The organism is Micromonospora sp. C95, assembly GCF_018070465.1.
Taxonomy (GTDB): domain Bacteria; phylum Actinomycetota; class Actinomycetes; order Mycobacteriales; family Micromonosporaceae; genus Micromonospora.
Genome location: NZ_JAGPXT010000010.1, coordinates 106879 through 126195, shown reverse-complemented (window position 1 = coordinate 126195; position 19317 = coordinate 106879). Strand labels below are relative to the sequence as shown.

The 19317-nt window shown below is 73.2% G+C and carries 15 protein-coding genes; 11 read left to right on the top strand and 4 right to left on the bottom strand.

From position 1 onward, the window contains the following. The first annotated feature begins 280 nt into the window (after positions 1-280). From KBX00_RS14730 to nudC, 7 genes are all read left to right on the top strand, one after another. The gene (locus tag KBX00_RS14730) at positions 281-3868 is read left to right on the top strand and encodes an ATP-dependent DNA helicase (protein WP_210827185.1); all 3588 of its coding nucleotides are present in this window, start codon (positions 281-283) and stop codon (positions 3866-3868) included. Next, positions 3865-7368, top strand: a complete 3504-nt coding sequence (locus KBX00_RS14725; protein ID WP_210827183.1) for an ATP-dependent DNA helicase — start codon at positions 3865-3867, stop codon at positions 7366-7368. The genes KBX00_RS14730 and KBX00_RS14725 overlap by 4 nt, the downstream gene beginning before the upstream one ends. 201 nt (positions 7369-7569) lie before the next feature. Continuing rightward, a complete protein-coding gene (locus KBX00_RS14720; protein WP_013735772.1) occupies positions 7570-7773 on the top strand; it encodes a cold-shock protein in 204 nt (67 codons plus the stop codon). Between the two features lie 265 nt (positions 7774-8038). Then, the gene (locus tag KBX00_RS14715) at positions 8039-8221 is read left to right on the top strand and encodes a hypothetical protein (protein ID WP_210827181.1); all 183 of its coding nucleotides are present in this window, start codon (positions 8039-8041) and stop codon (positions 8219-8221) included. 98 nt (positions 8222-8319) lie between these two features. Further along, positions 8320-9633 (top strand): pitrilysin family protein, encoded by a 1314-nt coding sequence (locus KBX00_RS14710; protein WP_210827179.1) that lies wholly within the window; start codon positions 8320-8322, stop codon positions 9631-9633. A 197-nt stretch (positions 9634-9830) separates the two neighbouring features. After that, on the top strand, positions 9831-11162 hold the full coding sequence (locus KBX00_RS14705) for a pitrilysin family protein (RefSeq protein WP_210827375.1): 1332 nt from the start codon (positions 9831-9833) through the stop codon (positions 11160-11162). After that, entirely contained in the window at positions 11159-12112 is a 954-nt protein-coding gene (nudC, locus tag KBX00_RS14700; RefSeq protein ID WP_210827177.1) for an NAD(+) diphosphatase, read from the top strand. Before KBX00_RS14705 ends, nudC begins: the two co-directional genes overlap by 4 nt. Positions 12113-12249: 137 nt before the next feature. Here nudC and KBX00_RS14695 read toward each other — a convergent pair whose 3' ends face one another. The 3 genes from KBX00_RS14695 to KBX00_RS14685 all read right to left on the bottom strand — a co-directional run bounded on the left by KBX00_RS14695 (position 12250) and on the right by KBX00_RS14685 (position 14020). Beyond that, positions 12250-12522 carry a hypothetical protein gene (locus tag KBX00_RS14695; RefSeq protein WP_210827172.1) on the bottom strand — a complete coding sequence of 91 codons (273 nt, stop codon included), beginning with the start codon at positions 12520-12522 and terminating at the stop codon, positions 12250-12252. Between the two features lie 212 nt (positions 12523-12734). Next, positions 12735-12971, bottom strand: a complete 237-nt coding sequence (locus tag KBX00_RS14690; protein WP_210827171.1) for a DUF397 domain-containing protein — start codon at positions 12969-12971, stop codon at positions 12735-12737. Positions 12972-13039: 68 nt separating this feature from the next. Beyond that, a complete protein-coding gene (locus KBX00_RS14685) occupies positions 13040-14020 on the bottom strand; it encodes a helix-turn-helix transcriptional regulator (RefSeq protein WP_210827169.1) in 981 nt (326 codons plus the stop codon). Between the two features lie 217 nt (positions 14021-14237). On the opposite strand from KBX00_RS14685, the gene KBX00_RS14680 reads away from it, so the two are divergent. After that, a complete protein-coding gene (locus tag KBX00_RS14680; protein ID WP_210827167.1) occupies positions 14238-15608 on the top strand; it encodes an MFS transporter in 1371 nt (456 codons plus the stop codon). 140 nt (positions 15609-15748) lie between these two features. On the opposite strand, the gene KBX00_RS14675 is transcribed toward KBX00_RS14680, so the two are convergent. After that, a complete protein-coding gene (locus tag KBX00_RS14675) occupies positions 15749-15991 on the bottom strand; it encodes a mycoredoxin (protein WP_164447927.1) in 243 nt (80 codons plus the stop codon). A 92-nt stretch (positions 15992-16083) separates the two neighbouring features. Here KBX00_RS14675 and KBX00_RS14670 point away from each other — a divergent pair, with 92 nt between their 5' ends. The 3 genes from KBX00_RS14670 (at position 16084) to KBX00_RS14660 (ending at position 19161) form a co-directional block, all read left to right on the top strand. Continuing rightward, positions 16084-18237: an ATP-dependent DNA helicase UvrD2 gene (locus KBX00_RS14670; protein WP_210827165.1), complete on the top strand. Its 2154-nt coding sequence runs from the start codon at positions 16084-16086 to the stop codon at positions 18235-18237. Between the two features lie 139 nt (positions 18238-18376). Next, positions 18377-18661, top strand: coding sequence for a hypothetical protein (locus tag KBX00_RS14665; protein WP_210827163.1), 285 nt, complete (start codon positions 18377-18379; stop codon positions 18659-18661). A 134-nt stretch (positions 18662-18795) separates the two neighbouring features. Continuing rightward, positions 18796-19161 (top strand): WhiB family transcriptional regulator, encoded by a 366-nt coding sequence (locus KBX00_RS14660; protein WP_210827161.1) that lies wholly within the window; start codon positions 18796-18798, stop codon positions 19159-19161. Positions 19162-19317: the final 156 nt, after the last annotated feature.

Sequence of the window (19317 nt, the reverse complement as noted above, 5' to 3'; positions counted from 1 at the left end):
GCGGAAGCCGCGACATGCCGCATGTCGAGCGCTGGATACCGACCGCGTCGGGTGTGGCGGGTCGGGCGTTGTCTCAGTGCCGTGATGGGATGGCGGGATGCAGGCGTACCGGTTGGTGCGTCGGCCCGCCGGGCCGACCGAGGGGAGTGGCCCGTCCGCCGGGCCGCCCTCGGACGCAGCTCATCCGCAGCCCGCCCCGGGCCACGCCACGTCGGACTCGGCTGTGCCGGGTCACGCCGGGTCGGGTCATGCTGCGTCGGGTCATGCGCCGGACTCGGCTGTGCCGGGTCACGCCGGGTCGGGTCACGCTGCGTCGGGCCATGCTGCGTCGGGCCATGCTGCGTCGGGCCATGCTGCGTCCGGTCATGCTGCGTCGGGCCATGCTGCGTCCGGTCATGCTGCGTCGGGTCAAGCTGCGTCGGGCCATGCTGCGTCGGGTCACGCCGACTCGGGTCGCGCCTTAAGGCGGGACGCGGGGCGGGGAGAGGTCGATCCGCGGCAGGCGGAGGTCGTCGCGCATACCGCCGGTCCGATGCTCGTCGTCGGCGGGCCGGGCACCGGGAAGACCCGGACCCTGGTCGAGGCGGTCACCGCCCGGGTCGCCGAGGGAGTCGACCCGGAGCGGATTCTGGTGCTGACCTTCAGCCGACGTGGCGCCGTCGACCTACGGCACCGGATCGAGGCGCGGATCGCCGCGACCGGTCAGCGGGTGCTGCGCGAGCCGCTGGTGCGCACCTTTCCCGCGTACGCCTTCGGGCTGCTGCGGCGGGCCGCCGCCGAGCGCGGCGAGCCGTCACCCCGGCTGCTCACCGGCCCGGAGCAGGATCTGATCATCCGCGAGCTGCTGGATGTCGTCGGTGCGGAACCCGACGGGGAGCCCGACGACGACCCGGTCGGTTGGCCGGAAGATCTACGGCCGGCGCTGGGCACCCGGGCATTCGCCGCCCAACTGCGCGACCTGCTGATGCGTGCCGCCGAGCGGGGTGTGGGTCCGGTCGAGCTGGCCCGGCTCGGTGAGCGGCTGGGCCGCGCCGACTGGCCGGCCGCCGCCCGGTTCCTCCGGCAGTACGTGGCCGTGCTGGCCCTGCGGGACGTGGCGAACCGTGGCTCGGTCGCCTACGACCCGGCGGAGCTGGTGCGGGCCGCCACCGGAATGCTGCGCGACGATCCGGAGCTGCTGGCCGCCGAGCGACGCCGGCTGGCGCATGTCTACGTCGACGAGCTCGCCGACACCGACCCCGCGCAGCTGGAGCTGCTGGACACCGTGGCCGGCGGCGGCCTACCCCTGGTCGCCTTCGCCGACCCCGACTCCTCGACGTACGCCTTCCGGGGAGCCGACCCGGGCGGCGTGACGACCTTTGCGCACCGGTTCCGCACCGCCTCCGGCGCGCCGGCCGCCCAGGTGCTGCTGAGCACCAGTTACCGCGCGGGCGAGCGGCTGCTGGCCGCCACCACCCGGCTGGCCCGACGGCTGCGCGGGCCAGCCGCGCACCGGCGGCTGCAACCGCTGCCGGACGCCCCGGCGGGGACCGTGGAGGTGCGCACGTTCTCCTCGACCACGAGCGAGGCGGCGTGGCTGGCGCACGCGCTACGCGCGGCACACCTGCTCGACGGCGTGCCGTGGTCGCGGATGGCGGTGCTGGTCCGCTCCACCGCCCGGCAGCTGCCCGGGCTGCGACGGGCGCTGCACGCGGCCGGTGTGCCGACCGTGGTGCACGGCGAGGATCTGCCGCTGCACCTGCAACCGGCGGTCGCGCCGCTGCTGCTCCTGCTGCGCTGCGCGCTGGAGCCGGAGCGGCTCGACGAGGAGGCCGCCGTGGCGCTGCTGCACTCACCGCTCGGCGGTGCCGACCCGTTGGCGGAGCGACGGCTGCGGCAGGGCCTGCGTGCCCTCGCCCTGGCCCGGGGCGATCGCCGGCCCTCCGGAGAGCTGATCATCGAGGCGCTCCGTGACCCGACCGAGCTTGCCGGAGTCGAGCGGCGGTGGGCGGAACCGGCCCAGACGGTGGCCGGGCTGCTGGCCGTGGCCCGGGAGGCGGCGGACCGGCCGGCCGCCACCGCCGAGGAGGTCCTCTGGGCCGTGTGGCGGGTCAGCGGCCTGGCCGAGCTGTGGTCGGCCGCGCTGACCCGGGGTCCGGCCGTGGCCGGCGAGGGTGATCTCGCCCGACGTCGCCGGGCCGAGGCGGCCGACCGGGACCTGGACGCCGTGCTGGTTCTCTTCGACGCCGCCGCCCGGTTCACCGACCGGTTGCCGGGCGCGCGTACCGAGGTGTTTCTGGACCACGTGCTCGGTCAGGAGCTGCCCGCCGACACGCTCGCACCGACCGCCGACCGGGGCGACGCCGTGCGGCTGCTCACCGCGCACGCGGCCAAGGGACTCGAATGGGACCTGGTCGCGGTGGCCGGGGTGCAGGAGGGGGTCTGGCCGGATCTGCGGCTGCGTGGCAGCCTGCTCGGCTCGGAGCGCCTGGTCGACGTGCTGGCCGGCCGGGGGGACGGCGCGGCCGCGGTGGCCACCGTGGTCGGGCAGACCTCGGCGCTGCTGGACGAGGAGCGGCGGCTGTTCCACGTCGCGGTGACCCGGGCTCGGCGGCGGCTGCTGGTCAGCGCGGTCGCCTCCGCGTCCGTGGGCGGCGACGACCACGAGGAGCAACCCAGCCGTTTCCTCTACGAGCTGGGCCGTACCGACGACCCGGGTGGCGCCGTCGAGGGGTCCGCCGGTCCGCCGCCGCCCCGGTCACCGGACGCGCCATCAATCGCGGGCAGGCCGTCGACCTCGCCGGACACGTCGCGGGCCAGCAGTGCCCCGGTGGACCAGAACGCGGGCGACGATGACCCGGCGGACAGCGTCGCGAGCGAGCATCCCGGTCCCGGTCGGCTGCCGTTGAGTCGGCCGCCCCGGGCGCTCACGTTGCCCGCGCTGGTGGCGGAGCTGCGTACCGCGATCGTCGATCCGGCGGCGCCGGTCGCCCGGCGGCGCGCGGCGGCGGCCGAACTGGCCCGGCTGGCCGCCGCCGGGGTGTCCGGTGCACACCCCGACGACTGGTGGGGGCTGCGCCCCCTCTCCGACGACCGGCCGCTTGTCGACGACGGCGAGCCGGTGCGGGTGACCCCGTCGGGAATGGAGAGCGCGCTGCGGTGCAGCCTGCGCTGGCTGCTGGAACGACACGGCGGCAGCGCGCCGGCCAGCACCGCGCAGGGTGTCGGCAACCTGGTGCACGCGGCGGCGATGCTCGCCGAGGACGCCCGTGCCGACCGGGAGACGCTGCTGGAGTACGTGGCCGCCCGGTTCGACGCGATCGAACTGGCCGCGCGGTGGATGGTCGGTCCGGAGCAGGCCCGGGCCGAGGCCATGGTCGACAAGTTGCTGCGCTGGCTGGCCGCCAACCCGCGCCGGTTGCTCGCCATCGAACAGGAGTTCGCGGTACGCCTCGACGACCCGCACCGGCCGGTCGAGTTGACCGGCCGGGTCGACCGGTTGGAGATCGACGCGGACGGCCGGCTTGTGGTGGTCGACCTCAAGACCGGCAAGTCCACCGCGGTCACCGAGGGAGAGGTGGCCGAGCACCCGCAGTTGGGCGCGTACCAGGCGGCGGTGGAGGCCGGCGCGTTCGCCGAGTTCGGCGACGAGCCCGGCGGTGCGGCCCTCGTGCAACTCGGCACCGGCGCGAAGGATGCCCGCGAGCAGGCCCAGTCACCCGCCACCGACGGGCCCGAGGCCGGCTGGGCGACCGCGCTGGTGCGTCGCACCGCCGACACGATGGCCGCCGCGACCTTCGCGGCGGTCGCCAACTCGAAGTGTCGGGTCTGCCCGGTCCGCAGCAGCTGCCCGGTGTCCGGTCAGGGTCGGCAGGTGGTCGAGCCGTGACCCAGCCCACCCTGTTCGAGCCGGTCCCGCCGGCGCCCCGGGCCGCCGACGCGGGCCCCCGGTACACGCCGGTGGAGCTGGCGAAGCTGCTTCGCCTGCCGGCCCCCACCCGGGAACAGGCGGCGATCATCGCCGCGCCGGTGGAGCCGCTGCTGGTGGTCGCCGGCGCGGGCTCGGGCAAGACCGAGACGATGGCCGCCCGGGTGGTGTGGTTGGTGGCCAACTCGTACGTCCGGCCGGAGCAGGTGCTCGGCCTCACCTTCACCCGCAAGGCCGCCGGTGAGCTGGCACACCGGGTACGCGTCCGGCTCGACCAACTGGTCCGCCGGCTCGGCCGCCGGGAGCGCAACCCGCTCGACGATCCCCTCGCCGGCGAGCCGACGGTGGCCACCTACCACTCGTACGCCGGCCGGATCGTCACCGAGCACGGCCTGCGCGCCGGCTACGAGCCCTCCACCCGGCTGCTGACCGAGGCCTCCCGCTGGCAGCTGGTCGACCTGATCGTGCGCAACTACGACGGGGACATGTCCGAGGTGGACCGGATGCCGAGCACGGTCACCGACGCGGTACTGGCGCTCGCCGGCGAGCTGGACGAGCACCTGGTCGACCCGGCCGAGCTGGCCGCCTGGACCGGCCGGTTCTTCGCCGACGTGCAGTCGCGTCCGGGTCGGGTCTACGCCGGGGTACGCAAGGCCCTCGCCCTGCAGCAGACCCGGTTGAAGCTGCTGCCGCTGGTGCGCGGGTACGCCCGCCGCAAGGACGATTTCGAGGCGATGGACTTCGCCGACCAGCTCGCCCGGGCCGCCCGGGTGGCCCGGGACCACCCCGGCGTCGGTGAGATCGAGCGCAGCCGCTACCGGGTGGTGCTGCTCGACGAGTACCAGGACACCAGCCACGCCCAGGTGGTGCTGCTCAAGGCGTTGTTCGGCGGCGGACACCCGGTGACCGCGGTGGGTGATCCCTGCCAGTCGATCTACGGCTGGCGGGGAGCCAGCGCCGGCACCCTCGACCGGTTCCCGACCGAGTTCGCCCGCACCGACGGTGCGCCGGCACGGGTGCTCGGGCTGACCACCAGTTGGCGCAACCGACCGGAGATCCTGGCGGTGGCCAACGCGCTGGCCACGCCGCTGCGCGCGGCCGGGGCCCAGGTACCCGAGCTGCACGCCGCGTTCGGCGTCGACGACCCGATCCCGCATCGCAGCCCGCGCGGATCCGCCGCCGGCACGGTGCACTGCGCGCTGCTGCCCACGTACGCCGACGAGGCCGAGTGGATCGCCGACAGCCTGCTGGCCGCCTGGCGGGGCGCGGCCGGCACCCCGGGCGTACTGCCCGAGCAGATCCCGGTGACCCGACGCCCGACCACGGCGGTGCTGGTCCGGCTGCGCAGCCAGATCCCGGCGATCGCCGCGGCGCTGCGCGAGCGCGGCCTGCCGGTCGAGGTGGTCGGGCTCGGCGGCCTGCTGGACACCCCCGAGGTACGCGATGTGGTCTGCACCCTGCGGGTGCTGGCCGACCCGACCGACGGTGCCGCGTTGCTGCGGCTGCTGACCGGCGCCCGGTGGCGGATCGGACCACGGGATCTGGTGGCGTTGCACCGCCGGGCGCGGGCCATCGCGGCGGCCCGCCGCCGGCTGGCCGACGACGGCGCTCCGGAGATCACCCCCGATCGCCTCGACGAGGCGACCCTGGTGGAGGCGCTCGCCGACCTGGGGCCGGCGCAGGCGTACTCGGCCGAGGGGTACGCGCGGCTGCGCGCGTACGCGCGGGAACTCGGCCTGCTCCGCTACCGGTTGGACCAGACCCTGCCGGAACTCATCGCGGACGTGGAGCGGACCACCGGGCTGGACGTGGAGGTGGCGGTGCGGGCCGGCCGCGACGGTGCCGGTGACGCCGGCCTGGCCCGGGGCCACCTGGACGCGTTGGGTGACGTGGCCGCCCGGTTCAGCGGGGAGTCACCGGCGGCCACGCTCGCCGGGTTCCTGGCCTATCTCGCCGCCGCCGAGGACGAGGAGCGCGGGCTCGCGCCGGGCGAGGTGGAGGTGGTCGATGGGGCGGTGCAGATCCTCACCGCGCACGCCGCCAAGGGGCTGGAGTGGGCCGTGGTGGCGGTGGCCGGGCTGAGCCGTGGCGTATGGCCGGGACCGGTCCGCAACTCGGACCACTGGCTCGGCGGCCTGGGCGTGCTGCCGTTCCCACTGCGCGGCGACGCCGACGGGCTGCCCGAGCTGGCCCTGGCCGAGGTGGACGACCAGCGTGGGGTGGCCCGGGCGGTGGAGGACTTCACCGACGCCTGGCGGGCCCACGACGAGCGGGAGGAACGGCGGCTGGCGTACGTGGCGGTGACCCGTCCCCGGCGGCTGCTGCTCTGCTCCGGTCACTGGTGGGGTGAGGGCACCAAGCGGCCGCGCGGCCCGTCGGCGTTGCTGCGCGAGGTGCACGACGCCTGCCTGGCCGGCGGTGCCGGTCACCTGGTGGACGAGTGGACCCCGGAACCCGCGCCGGACGCGGTGAACCCGACCACCGAGGTGGTACTGCGCGCCGAGTGGCCCGCCGACCCGCTCGGTCCCCGCCGTCCGGTGTTGGCTGAGGCCGCCGCGCTGGTACGCCGCTTCCTGACCGACGGCGACGCCGACGCCGACGGTGACGCCGACGGCGACGCCGACGCCGACGGTGACGCCGACGGCGACGCCGACGCCGACGGTGACGCCGACGCCGACGCCGACGCCGACGGTGACGCCGACGCCGACGGGGACCGGCCGGACGACCCGGCCGGGTCGGATCCGGAGGTGATCCGGTGGCGGCGGGAGGCTGAGCTGCTGCTGGCCGAGCGGGCGGAGTTGAGCCGGCTCGCCGGCCCGGTCGAGGTGTCGCTGCCCGAACACCTGTCGGTGACGCAACTCGTCGCGTTGCGCCGGGACCCGGCCGGGCTGGCCCGGGCACTGCGCCGCCCGATGCCGACCGAGCCCAACCCGTACGCCCGCCGGGGCACCGCGTTCCACGCCTGGCTGGAGCAGCGGTTCGGCGCGGACCGGTTGCTCGACACCGACGAGCTGCCGGGGGCGGCGGATGCCGACGCGGCACCGGACGAGGAACTCGCCGAGCTGCAGCGGCGCTTCCTGGCCAGCGAGTGGGCGGACCGAACGCCGTTCGAGGTGGAGGTGCCCTTCGCCACGGTGCTCGGCGGCGTGGTGGTACGCGGCCGGATGGACGCCGTGTTCCGCCGGCCCGGCGACCGCTTCGACGTGGTCGACTGGAAGACCGGGGCGCGCCCGGACGGCACCGCCGCCGAGGTGGCGGCGGTGCAGTTGGCGGTCTACCGGTTGGCCTGGGCGGAGCTGGCCGGTGTGCCGGTCGACCGGGTCGGCGCGGCGTTCCACTACGTGCGGGACGGGGTGACCGTCCGGCCGGCGGACCTGCTCGACGCCGACGGGCTGACCGAGTTGATCAGATCGGTTCCCGAGTCGCCGGGAAGCACTGGCGTGGTGGCGAATCCGTGGTAGAGTTCCCGCGTTGCAGTTTCGGTTACCAGCTCTGTTTGCGCCTGGCGGAATGTGGCCCCAGGCGCTCTTTGTTATGTCCGGACTTCTCCGGGCGGGGCGACCAGCAGCGACAGGCGTTCCGGGCAGGTTCGTCCGGGACATTCCTCTTTCAACTCCGCAACAGGTGCGGAGTTGACGTTCCGTCAAGGAGACGAAACAAGCATGGCTATTGGCACCGTCAAGTGGTTCAACGCTGACAAGGGCTTCGGCTTCATCACCCCGGACGGCGGCGGCGCGGACGTCTTCGCCCACTTCTCGGCGATCCAGTCCTCCGGCTACCGCAGCCTCGACGAGAACCAGCGGGTGGAGTTCGAGGTCGTGCAGGGCCAGAAGGGCCCGCAGGCGGAGAACATCCGTCCGCTCTGACCTTTCGGTCACCCGGTGTCGGCCGGGTCGCCGCCGTGCTCTGCGCACCGGTGGCGGCCCGGCCGTCCGTGTTTCCTGCGCGGGCGCGAGGTTCGGCCCTACCGGCCGGCCCTGCTCGCGCGTGCCGGCACGCGCGAGCAGCATCGCAACCCTGAGTCGGCAATCAGCCTGTCGACCGTCGGGTGGGCGACTGTTTTCCTCGTCCGGCTCCGCGACCCTGGCGGGCAGGGCCGGGGGGCTCGTGATCGGCCGGGGGAGGACGACAATGGTGGGCGTGGCGGCGCGTGAGCTGCTCCTGGTGATCGCGGTCGCGGCAGTCGGGCTGCTGCTGGCCACGGCGGTGACGTTCGCGCCGTGGCCGGTCGCCCCGGGTGGGTCCGCTCCGTCCGGCCTGGTGGAACTGAACCGCCCGGCACCGACCGACCGCACCGGCAGCGCGGCCGGCTGACGGCCGGGCGCGCCAATCGGGTGCGCGCCGACCCGACCCACGTGCGCTTCCTCGCACGCAGGCACCGGCGGGCGTGCCGAGACGTTAGGGTCGGATCCGTGCCGACCCGCAGAGCGAGAATCCCAGCGACGAGGTATCCGGTCGAACGGTTCACCCTCGACAACGGCCTACGGGTCGTCCTGACCCCCGATCGCAGCGCCCCGGTCATCGGTGTGGCGGTCGTCTACGACGTCGGCATCCGATCCGAGCCGGAGGGACGCACCGGCTTCGCGCACCTCTTCGAGCACCTCATGTTCCAGGGCTCGGAGAACCTGGAGAAGCTGGCCCACTTCCGGCACGTGCAGGGGGCCGGCGGCACCTTCAACGGCTCCACCCACCTGGACTACACCGACTACTTCGAGACCCTGCCGAGCAACGCGCTGGAGCGGGCGCTGTTCCTGGAGGCCGACCGGATGCGCGGCCCCCGGTTGACCGAGGAGAACCTGCGCAACCAGGTCGACGTGGTCAAGGAGGAGATCCGGGTCAACGTGCTCAACCGGCCGTACGGCGGGTTTCCCTGGCTGACCCTGCCGCCGGTGCTGTTCGACACCTTCCCCAACGCACACGACGGGTACGGCTCCTTCGACGATCTGGAGTCGGCCACCGTCGCCGACGCCGCCGACTTCTTCCGCCACTACTACGCCAGCGGTAACGCGGTGCTCGCGGTCAGCGGGGACATCGACACCGCCGAGGCGGTCACGCTGATCGAGCGACACTTCGGTGACGTACCGGCCCGCCCGGCACCCGACCGGCCGGACTTCGCCGAGCCGGACCTGACCGTCGAGCGGCGCACCGCGTACCCCGACAAGCTGGCTCCGCTGCCGGCGGTGGCGTCGGCGTGGCGGGTGCCCGACCCGATCGACGACTTCGACGCCTACCTGCCGTACGTGGTGCTGGCCGAGGTGCTCACCGACGGTGATGCGTCGCGGTTGGTGGAGCGGCTGGTGCGTCGGGACCGCGCGGTGACGAGCGTCGGTGGTTACCTCGGCTTCATGGGCGATCCGTTCGACGTACGCGACCCGACCGCGCTGCTGCTCCAGGCGCATCTGCCGCCCGGTGGCGACGTCGACAAGGTGCTGCGGACCCTGGACGAGGAACTGGATCGGCTCGCCCACGACGGGCTCGGCGACGGCGAACTGGCGCGCACCCAGGCGCGGATGGCCACCCACCTGCTCCGCGACACCGACGCGGTGCTCGGCCGGGCACTGCGGATGGCGGTGCTGGAGCAGCAGCGCGGCGAGCCGGGGCTGCTCGGCGAGCTGCCCAGCCTGATCGGTGAGGTCACCGACGAGCAGGTCCGCGCCGCCGCGGCCACCCTGCGCCCGGAGCGCCGCGCGTCCGTCGAGATCCTCCCCGGAGGTGGGTCGCGGTGAGCGCGAGGAGTGAGCCGGGTTTGCGAGCCCCGCAGTCGCGAACGGAGGTGGTTCGGTGAGCGCGAGGAGTGAGCCGGGTTTGCGAGCCCCGCAGTCGCGAACGGAGGTGGTTCGGTGAGCGCGAGGAGTGAGCCGGGTTTGCGAGCCCCGCAGTCGCGAACGGAGGATGGCCGGTGAGCGCGAGGAGTGAGCCGGGTTTGCGAGCCCCGCAGTCGCGGCAGTTGCCGCCGCTGGGCCCGACCCGCCGGCTCAAGCTGCCCCGGCAGGCCGAGCGCACGCTCGGCAACGGGCTCACCGTCATCGTGGTACGCCGCCCGGCGGTCCCGTTGGTGGAGCTGCGGCTCTGGATGCCCTTCGGGCGGGCTCACCTGGCCCGGGGGCATCTGCTCACGCAGACCCTGCTCTCCGGCACCGAGACGATGAGCAGCGTGCAGATCGCCGCGGAGCTGCAGAAGATCGGCGGTGGGCTCTCCGCCGGGCTCGACCCGGACCGGCTGATGATCTCCGGCACCGGCCTGGCCACCGGGCTGGACCGGATGCTGGAGATCCTCGCCGAGGTCCTCACCGGGGCCAACTACCCGGCCGGGTGGGTGGGTGTCGAGCGGGACCGGCTCGTCGACGGCATCCAGGTCGCCCGGAGCCAGCCGGCGCACCTGGCGCGTACGGCGCTGCTGCGGCGGATCTTCGACGGGCATCCGTACGCCGTGCAGACACCGGAACCGGAGCAGGTCGCAGCGGTCCGTCCGGCGGCGCTGCGATCGCTGCACGCCCAGCGGGTGCATCCAGCGGGTGCGGTGCTCGTGCTGGTCGGTGACCTGCGTGCGGAGCGGGCGTTGGACGCGGCCGAGAAGGCCCTCGGCGGTTGGAACGGTGCCGGACACCCAACCGACGTGCCACCCGCCCCACCACTGGAACCGGGTCCGCTGCTGCTTGTCGACCGGCCCGGATCGGTGCAGTCGTCGATGCGGGTGGCGTTGCCGGCGGTGCCGCGTACCCATCCCGACCACGCCGCCCTGCAACTGGCCAATCTGATCTTCGGCGGTTACTTCTCCTCGCGCTGGGTGGAGAACATCCGCGAGGACAAGGGCTACACCTACGGCCCGCATTCGTTGATCGAGCACGCGGTGGCCGGCTCGGTACTGGTGGCCGCCGCCGAGGTGGCCACCGAGGTGACGGCGCCGGCGTTGCTGGAGACGAGTTACGAGATGGGTCGGCTCGCCACCGTGCCGCCCGCTCCGGACGAGCTGGAGCAGGCCCGGCAGTACGCCCTCGGTACGCTCCAGCTCGGCATCTCCACCCAGGCCGGGCTGGCGTCACTGGTCAGCGCCTACGCCGGCAACGGGCTGCGGCTGGACTTCCTGGCCGAACACGCGGCCCGGCTGGCGAAGGTGGGCGTCGATGACGTCACCGAGGCGGCTGCCCGCTATCTCGCGCCGTCACGAGCGGTCACGGTCGTGCTCGGCGACGCCGAACGGGTCGCCGCCGCACTGGCCACGCTCGCCCCGGTCGAGACCGTCCCTGTTCCGTGACGGACGGGCGTGGGGACGGCAGTCCGCCGTTGGCCCGGTCCACGCTGGACCGGTCGGCGCACCGGCGTACCGATCTGCAGTGGCTGGCCCAGGCGTGGGCCGGTGCGCGGGTGTTGGTGCTGGACGTCGAGGCGGGCGGGCGGGCGCTGGTCCGCACCGACACGGTCGTACCGGAGTTGGTGCTGGTGGCTGCCGACGGCCTGCCACCGGCGCTCGCCGCCGGAGCGATGTTCCTCGGCGTCGAGCCGGACGGGACGCCGGTCTTCTGTGTCCACGGCACCCTGCCGACGGTGCCGGCGACCCGGCCGGCCCAGCTGCGGACCATTGGGCACCTGCTCAGCGACCGGGACGCCGGGCTGTTCACCACCGCGTTGGCGTTGACCAACTGGCACCTGCGGCATCTCTACCACCCGGTGACCGGTGAGCCGACCCGGGCCGACGAGGCAGGCTGGAGCCGGGTGGACCGTACCGGCGAGCGGGTGTGGCCGCGTACCGACCCGGCGATGATCGTGCTCGTGCACGACGGGGTCGGTGGCGGCGAGGGCCGGTGCCTGCTCGGCAACAACGCCACCTGGCCCAGTACCAAGGGCGGACGGCGGTTCTCCTGCCTGGCGGGTTATCTGGAGCCGGGGGAGTCGGCCGAGGCCGCGGTACTGCGCGAGGTCCGCGAGGAGGTCGGCGTCGAGGTCCACGACATCACGTACGCGGGCAGCCAGGCGTGGCCGTTCCCCGGCTCGCTGATGCTCGGCTTCCTGGCCACCGCCGACCCGGCGCATCCGCTGCGGCTCGATCCGGCCGAGATCGCCGAGGCGCGCTGGTTCTCCCGGCAGGAGATCGAGGTGGCGCTCGCCGGCGGGGCGGTCGAGGTGGGTGGCACCCGCCTGCTGCTGCCACCGCCCTCGTCGATCGCGCTGTTCCTGATGCACCGCTGGCTCGACGGACGCTGCTGATCAGCCCGACGCGGTGCGGCCCCGGCCCGTGACCGTCGTTGCCGCGGCGGTCACGGACCGGGGACACGGGCCGTCGTGGTCGGCTGGGTGAGGAACTCGGCGGGGGAGCCGGTCGACCACGACGGACGTGCGGTGGATCAGGTGCCGGGCCAGTCCGCGATGGCCTGGTGGTGGCGTGGTCCGTCCAGCGGCAGCACCTTGACCCGCTGCTTACCGGAGCGTACGGAGCCCACGGTGGCGATCGCGCGGGCCAGCAGCAGTGCGGCGTCGCGGTCGTCGGCGTGAACGACCTGGCGGCGTGGCTCGGGCCGGGCGGTCTCGTCCCGCAGGCGTTGACCTTCCGCCCAGGCGGCGGTGATGTCGGCGTCGGCGGCGGTGCGAATCTCGGTGCGAACGATCAGGAACCGCATGTGGGTCTCCGGATGTGTCGCGACGGGTGGAACCGTGGAAGTTCCACGTCACTATGCCGCCATCGTACGCCCGGCGCTCGTCCCAGCAACTGAAACGCGCCCATCGTTCGGCAGACCCGACCGATCATCCGATCCCTGCTCAGGGTCGGTGGAGTGTGGACGACGAGGGCCGCCGGCTGGTCAGCCGGCGGCCCCGCGAGGATGTCCGCTTGCTAGGGCTTGTCGAACTGCCCGTTCCTCGCGCCGGAGATGAAGCCCTGCCATCCCGCCCGGCCGAACAGCAGCACCGGGCCACCACGGTCCTTGCTGTCGCGTAGCGCCACCGCGCTGCGACCGTTGGACAGCGGTGCGACCTCCACACAGTTGGAGGTCTGGCTGCGCGTACTGGTGCGCCAGGGTGCGTCCGCGAGTTGGGCGAGGACGGACGGCGTGTTGCGGAACTCGTTCATCGTTGCGCTCCTGAGGTGAACCGATGGACCGAGTGGCAGCGCACGTCCCGACGGCGGGCCGGTGCTGGTCACCGTTCCGTCAGGCGCCCGGAGGGTCTGCGGCGTTGGGTCGGCGCCGTTGCCGGACCACCCGCCACGGTGGGCGGGATCGCCGCGCCGGACAGCCGTCCCGACGAATCCATCAGCCAGGAGAGGGTGTCCGTTGCGGAGAGTGCCGCCGTGCATAGCCACTCGAACACCACTTTATAGCGATTTAGGGTAATTGCCTCGGTCGACATGACGTCGGTGAAGCCACCTTCGATGGCGAGCGTCTCCGGATCGAGGGGATCGGCGAACCGATAGACCGAGAACGCGGTCGGCGGGAGGTACCACTGGCCGATCGGGGTGTCCCGGGGCAGCACGTGCAGCGTGACGTTCGGCAGCATGGCCAGCTCACAGAGCTGCGTCAGCTGCTCCCGGAGCACCTCGGGCGGCCCGGCCCGGCGGCCGAGCGCGGATTCCTCGAGCACTGCGGTGTAGCGGGGCGGGTCGGTCTCCCGGGTGAGGGCCGACTGTCGCGCCAACCGGGCCCTGATCTCGGTCTCGATCTCGTCCTCGGCTTCCGGCGCACCGGCGGCCTGGTCGACCTGCCAGGCCGAGGATATTCGCATCCGGGCGTACCCGGTGGTCTGCAACAGCCCCGGCACCAGCACCGGGTTGTACTCGGAGATCTCGGCGCAACCCGCCTCCAACTCGGCGAAGCCGCGCTGCTGCTGGGTCATCGCCGGGTACCGCTTCAGCCAACCGCGCATGTCGCCGGCCTCGTGGGTGATGCCGAGCAGCTCCAGTCGGAGGGTGTCGTCGACGTGGTAAAGGTCGAGCAGATCCCGGACGTCACCCGGATCGGGTCGGCTACGACCGTTCTCCAGCCGGGACAGTTTGGACGCGGAAGCCCAGCCGATGCGTTCGATGACCTGGTCGCCGGTGAGCCCGGCGGCCTCGCGCAGGCGGCGCAGTTCGCCGCCGAGCCGGCGGCGGCGCAGGATCGGGCTGGGTACGGCAGGAGGCACAGTGTCCTCTTTTCCGTCGACCGCCGCGGACGCGACGGTAACTGTATGAAATTCGCCCCCCACGGTCAGTATGGACGTCGCGACCGGCGGCGGAGGTACCGCGGCGGGCGTGTCATCGGAAATACGCAGACCCGACAGCGACTCCGGTCGGCGCGATCAGCGCCGCCGGCTCCGCCGAAACCCGCCCGCCACACCCGAGTCGCGCCACGGAGGATCAATGCGCAGCGTCCTGAGTCGCCCGGACTTCCGTCTGCTCTTCGGCGGACTGTTGGCCAGCATGACCGCGGAGTCGATCCTGCTGCTGGCGCTCGCCGTCTGGGTGAAGGACCTGACCGGATCGGACGGCCTCGCCGGTGCCACGATCTTCGTCATCCTCGCGCCACGCATGCTGGCACCGCTGGTCGGGTGGTTCGTCGACAGATATCCACGGCGCCCCTGCTTCGTGGTCACGAACCTCGCGACGGCGCTGCTGCTCACCCCGCTGCTCGCGGTCCGCGACACGGGCGATCTGTGGCTCATCTACGCGGTCGCCGCGTCGTACGGGTTGTCGAACCTGACCGTCGGGGCAGTGCTCAGCCGCCTGGTACGGGAACTGGTGCCACCGGACCTGCTCGGCGAGGCGAACGGGGCGTTGCAGACGGCCCGGCAGGGGCTGCGCTTGATCGGCCCGCTCGCCGGCGCCGGCCTCTACGTGGCACTCGGTGGTTGGCCGTTGGCCGTGGTCGGAATGGCCGGGTTCCTCGTCGCCGCCGTGGTGGTCGGCGCGCCCCGGGCGACCACCCGGCCGGGCACGTCGCCCGCGCCGCACCCCGGGCCAGGCCCGTCACCTGCGCCGGGCACGTCGGCCGGGTCGGGCACGCCGGCCGTCCTGCCGGCGGACGGCGTCGGGCATCGAACGCGCTGGGCCTCGGAGCTTCTCGCCGGGCTCCGGCACCTGGTGGGCGAGCCGGCGTTGCGGCGTGCGCTGCTCGGATACGGTTTCGGCTCGCTGGTGATGGGTTTCACCGAGTCGCTGATCTTCGCGTACGTGGACCGGGGGCTCGGTCGGGAGCCGGCGTTCGTCGGCGTGCTCTTCACCGTGCAGGGCATCGGTGGCCTGGTAGGTGGACTGCTCTCCGCCACCGTCCTGCGACGGGTCGGTGAGTTGGGTGCCCTGGCCGTCGGTGTGGCGCTGTTCGGACCGGCGGCGCTGCTGCTGGCGTACCCGAATCTGTGGCTCGCTCTCGCCGCGGTGCTGCTGGCGGGTCTGTCGCTGCCGCTGGCCCTGGTCGGGCTGCACACCCTGATCCAACGGCGGACCCCGCCGGAACTGCTCGGGCGGGTGGCCGCCGCCGCCGAGGCGGCGGTCAGGTTCCCGCAGGCGTTCTCGATCGGCATGGGTGCGCTGGTCGTCGCCCTGCTCGACTACCGGCTGGTCTTCGCGTCGGTCGGGCTGGCGACCCTGCTCGCCGGCAACTACCTCTGGCGCGGTCGCCACCTCAGCCCTCCGCCCGGACCCCAGGGACGGCCCCTGATCCCCGCCCAACGCCGAGCAACCGAGGGCGCGGCGGTCGATGCCAGTACCCTCGCCCGAATCCCCGACCGCTGACCCCCGACCCGCCGCCGACGGGTCGGGACGCGGTGGACACGGACACGGTCGATCATGAAGTTGTTGTCGCGGGTAGTCGCCTGCCGGGACAACAACTTCATGATCGGCGCGGAAGACGCGCGCTCGGCGCGCGGGCGTGGTCAGGCGGCGATGCTCGCCAGGTGCTGCTTGACCTGGTTGATCGACGGGTTGGTCAGCGCGCTGCCGTCGGCGAAACGGAGCGTGGGCACCGTCTGGTTGCCACCGTTGACCTGCATCACGAATGTCGCGGCCGCCGGGTCCTGCTCGATGTCGACCACCTGGTAGGCGATCCCCTCCCGGTCGAGCTGCGACTTCAGCCGGTGGCAGTAGCCGCACCAGGGAGTGGAATACATCGTCAGCATGGTCAGATCCTCCAACGTCGCGCCCGGTGGCTTGCCGATCAAGCACAGGCTATCCGCTGCAACGTTCGGGGAAGCTGCGACAATTCCCCGCTGTGGTGGTTAACTCCGCATCCGTTCGCGTGCTCGCCGGGCTCGATCCGGAGCAACGCGCGGCGGTGACCGCCCCGGCCGGCCCGGTCTGTGTGCTCGCCGGCGCCGGTACCGGCAAGACCCGGGCAGTCACGTCCCGGATCGCGTACCGGGCACTGACCGGTGAGATCTCGGCCCGACATGTGCTCGCGGTCACCTTCACCGCCCGGGCCGCCGCGGAACTGCGCCAGCGGCTCGCCGTGGCCGGCGTGGCCGGCGTGCAGGCACGTACCTTCCACGCGGCGGCGCTGCGCCAGGTGCGCTACTTCGCGCCCCGGCTGCTCGACGGCCGGGCCATGCCCGAGTTGCTGGACAGCAAGGTCCGGTTGGTCACCCTCGCCGCGGCGCGAGCCGGGCTACGGGCCGACCGGACGGCCGCCCGTGATCTCGCCGGTGAGATCGAGTGGGCCAAGTCCTCCCTCGTCGAGCCGGGCGATTACGTGGTGGCCGCCGCCAAGGCGCTGCGGGAGACGTCGTACGAACCGGCGAAGGTGGCGGAGGTGTTCGCCGCGTACGAGCGGCTCAAGCGGACCGGCGGAGTGATCGACTTCGAGGATGTGCTGCGCGCCGCGGTCTGGGGGATCGAGGAGCATCCGGACGTCGCCGAGCAGGTCCGCAACCAGTACCGGCACCTGGTCGTCGACGAGTACCAGGACGTCAACCCGCTGCAGCAGCGGCTGCTGGACGCCTGGCTCGGCGGACGGGACGACCTGACCGTGGTCGGCGACGCCTCCCAGACCATCTACTCGTTCACCGGGGCGACCTCGGCGTACCTGGTCGACTTCCCGCGTCGGCACCGCACCGCCACCGTGGTCCGGCTGGTCCGCGACTACCGGTCGACGCCGCAGGTGGTCGGGCTCGCCAACGCGGTCATCTCGCAGGCGCGAGGCACCGAGGCCCGGCTGCGCCTGGAACTGGTCGGGCAGCGCCCGGCCGGTCCGGAGCCGGAGCGGCGGATCTTCACCGACGAGCCGGCCGAGGCCGCCGCGGTCGCCGCCCGTTGCCGGGCGTTGATCGACGCCGGCACCCCGGCCCGCGAGGTCGCCGTGCTGTTCCGCACGAACGCGCAGTCCGAGGCGTACGAGAAGGCGCTGGCCGAGGCTGGCGTGCCGTACCAGGTCCAGGGGGCGGAGCGGTTCTTCGAACGCGCCGAGGTGCGCCAGGCGATGGTCGCGCTGCGCGCGGCGACCCGGTCGCTGCCGGGGGAGACCCCGCTGCGGGCGGCGGTGGTCGAGGCACTGGCCGGCGTCGGCTGGGCACCCGACGCCCCGCCGCCGGGCGGCGCCGCCCGCGAGCGGTGGGAGGCGCTGGCCGCGCTGGTGCAACTCGCCGAGGAGTACGCGGCCACGCCGGAGATCCTGCCGCTCGGAGTGGCCGCCCGGGTGGAGCGTCCGGTCACCCTCACCGACTTCACCGAGGAACTGGCCCGGCGGGCGGCCCAGCAGCACGTGCCGACCGTGGACGGGGTGACGCTGGCCTCCCTGCACGCCGCCAAGGGGCTGGAGTGGGACGCCGTCTTCCTGGTCGGCCTGGCCGAGGGCACCCTGCCCACCACGTACGCGCGCACCACCGAGCAGGTCGAGGAGGAACGCCGACTGCTCTACGTCGGTATCACCCGGGCCCGGCACTGGCTCTGGCTGTCGTACGCCGCGGCGCGCTCGCCGGGGGGCCGGCCCCGGCGACCATGCCGTTTCCTGCCCCAACTGTCGCCCACCTCGCCGACCGAGCGGGTCGCCGGTGGACAGGCGGTGCGGACCCCGCAGCGGCGGGCCGCCACCCGGATCGTGTCCTGCCGGATCTGTGGCACCACCCTGCTCGCCGGACCGGACCGCAAGTTGGGCCGATGCGCCACCTGTCCCTCCGACATCGACGACGAACTGCACGAACGGCTGCGTGAGTGGCGGTCCCGGGTGGCCGGCACGCAGAAGGTGCCCGCGTACGTGGTCTTCACCGACGCGACGCTCGTGGCCCTGGCCGAGCGGCGGCCGGGGCGGGCCGAGGAACTGGTCGCGATCGCCGGGATCGGACCGCGCAAGGTGGGCCTGTACGGGGAGGCGGTGCTGGCGTTGGTGGGGGGCGCGGCGGTCGACGAAATCTGCCCGCAGAAAACTTTCTGAATCTGGCCGTTAATTCGTTTGCCCTCGCCCCACCGGCAGGCATAGCCTCAGGGCACACCTCGGAAGGGGGCCCTGTTCGGGCTGCTCACGGGGGATGTGTCCGGGTCGACCACGAGTGAACGTCAAGGAGGTGGCACCGATGGAGAGCTACATCTACCAGCGTCCGACGGCGCTGCCCGTTGCCGTCGCTCCGCTGTCGGCTGCCCCGACGACCGCCGCTCCGGTGGCGGACGTCCGGGCCACCACCGTCGCTGCGCGACCGTGGGCTCCGCAGGTGCACCGGGCCGAGATTCAGGCCGAGCTGATCCTCGCACCGGTCACGCACGGGCTCCAGGGGAGCAGTGGCTTCACGGGCAAGGGCGTCGATGGCGTCAACAAGCGGATGGACGTCCGCGGTGTTCCACCTCGAGGTAGACCGGTCTGACCACAGACCACCGGCTCACCTCGAGGCCGCGGAACCCGCACACCGGGATCCGCGGCCTCAGTTTTTTTGCACCGCCGAAGTACGTCGGAAGACAGCGATCCACGAGATCGCAGTGAGAGAGAGGTGACCGGGCGATGAGTCTGGCGCTTGCCCCGCTCGACCTGAGCGTCGAGGTGGAGGCGAACCTGCCCTGCCGGAAGTTCGACCCCGACCTGTGGTTCTCCGACTCGCCCACCGAGCTGGAACTGGCCAAGTCGCTCTGCGGGGACTGCCCGCTGCGCGTCGAGTGCCTGGCCGGTGCGGTCGAGCGGGCCGAGCCGTGGGGCGTCTGGGGCGGCGAGATCTTCGAGCGTGGCGCGGTCGTTCCGCGTAAGCGGCCCCGCGGCCGCCCGCGCAAGGAGGACCTCGCCCGTGACGCCGAGCTGCGGGTCGAGGCCGAGGCGCGACTGGCGGCCAGTGGCCTCGCCGCGTCGCGCAGCGCTGTCCGGCTGGCTGCCTGACATGTTCCCGATTCGGACCAACCCCGCCGGTGTCGCACCGGCCGACAGAAAGCTGACCACCATGCTGCACCTCCCGAACGGAGCCGAGATGTACCTACTCCCCGAAGCGTTGTCGAGGGCTCGAATGCCCCGGCCTCAGGCCGGTCGCACCACCAC

What these genes read in the sequence shown, in the direction of transcription:
- KBX00_RS14720 (WP_013735772.1), top strand. Translation starts at nt 7,570, where the DNA reads ATGGCTATTGGCACCGTCAAGTGGTTCAACGCTGACAAGGGCTTCGGC.
- KBX00_RS14715 (WP_210827181.1), top strand. Translation starts at nt 8,039, where the DNA reads ATGGTGGGCGTGGCGGCGCGTGAGCTGCTCCTGGTGATCGCGGTCGCG.
- KBX00_RS14695 (WP_210827172.1), bottom strand. Translation starts at nt 12,522, where the DNA reads ATGCGGTTCCTGATCGTTCGCACCGAGATTCGCACCGCCGCCGACGCC.
- KBX00_RS14690 (WP_210827171.1), bottom strand. Translation starts at nt 12,971, where the DNA reads ATGAACGAGTTCCGCAACACGCCGTCCGTCCTCGCCCAACTCGCGGAC.
- KBX00_RS14680 (WP_210827167.1), top strand. Translation starts at nt 14,238, where the DNA reads ATGCGCAGCGTCCTGAGTCGCCCGGACTTCCGTCTGCTCTTCGGCGGA.
- KBX00_RS14675 (WP_164447927.1), bottom strand. Translation starts at nt 15,991, where the DNA reads ATGCTGACGATGTATTCCACTCCCTGGTGCGGCTACTGCCACCGGCTG.
- KBX00_RS14665 (WP_210827163.1), top strand. Translation starts at nt 18,377, where the DNA reads ATGGAGAGCTACATCTACCAGCGTCCGACGGCGCTGCCCGTTGCCGTC.
- KBX00_RS14660 (WP_210827161.1), top strand. Translation starts at nt 18,796, where the DNA reads ATGAGTCTGGCGCTTGCCCCGCTCGACCTGAGCGTCGAGGTGGAGGCG.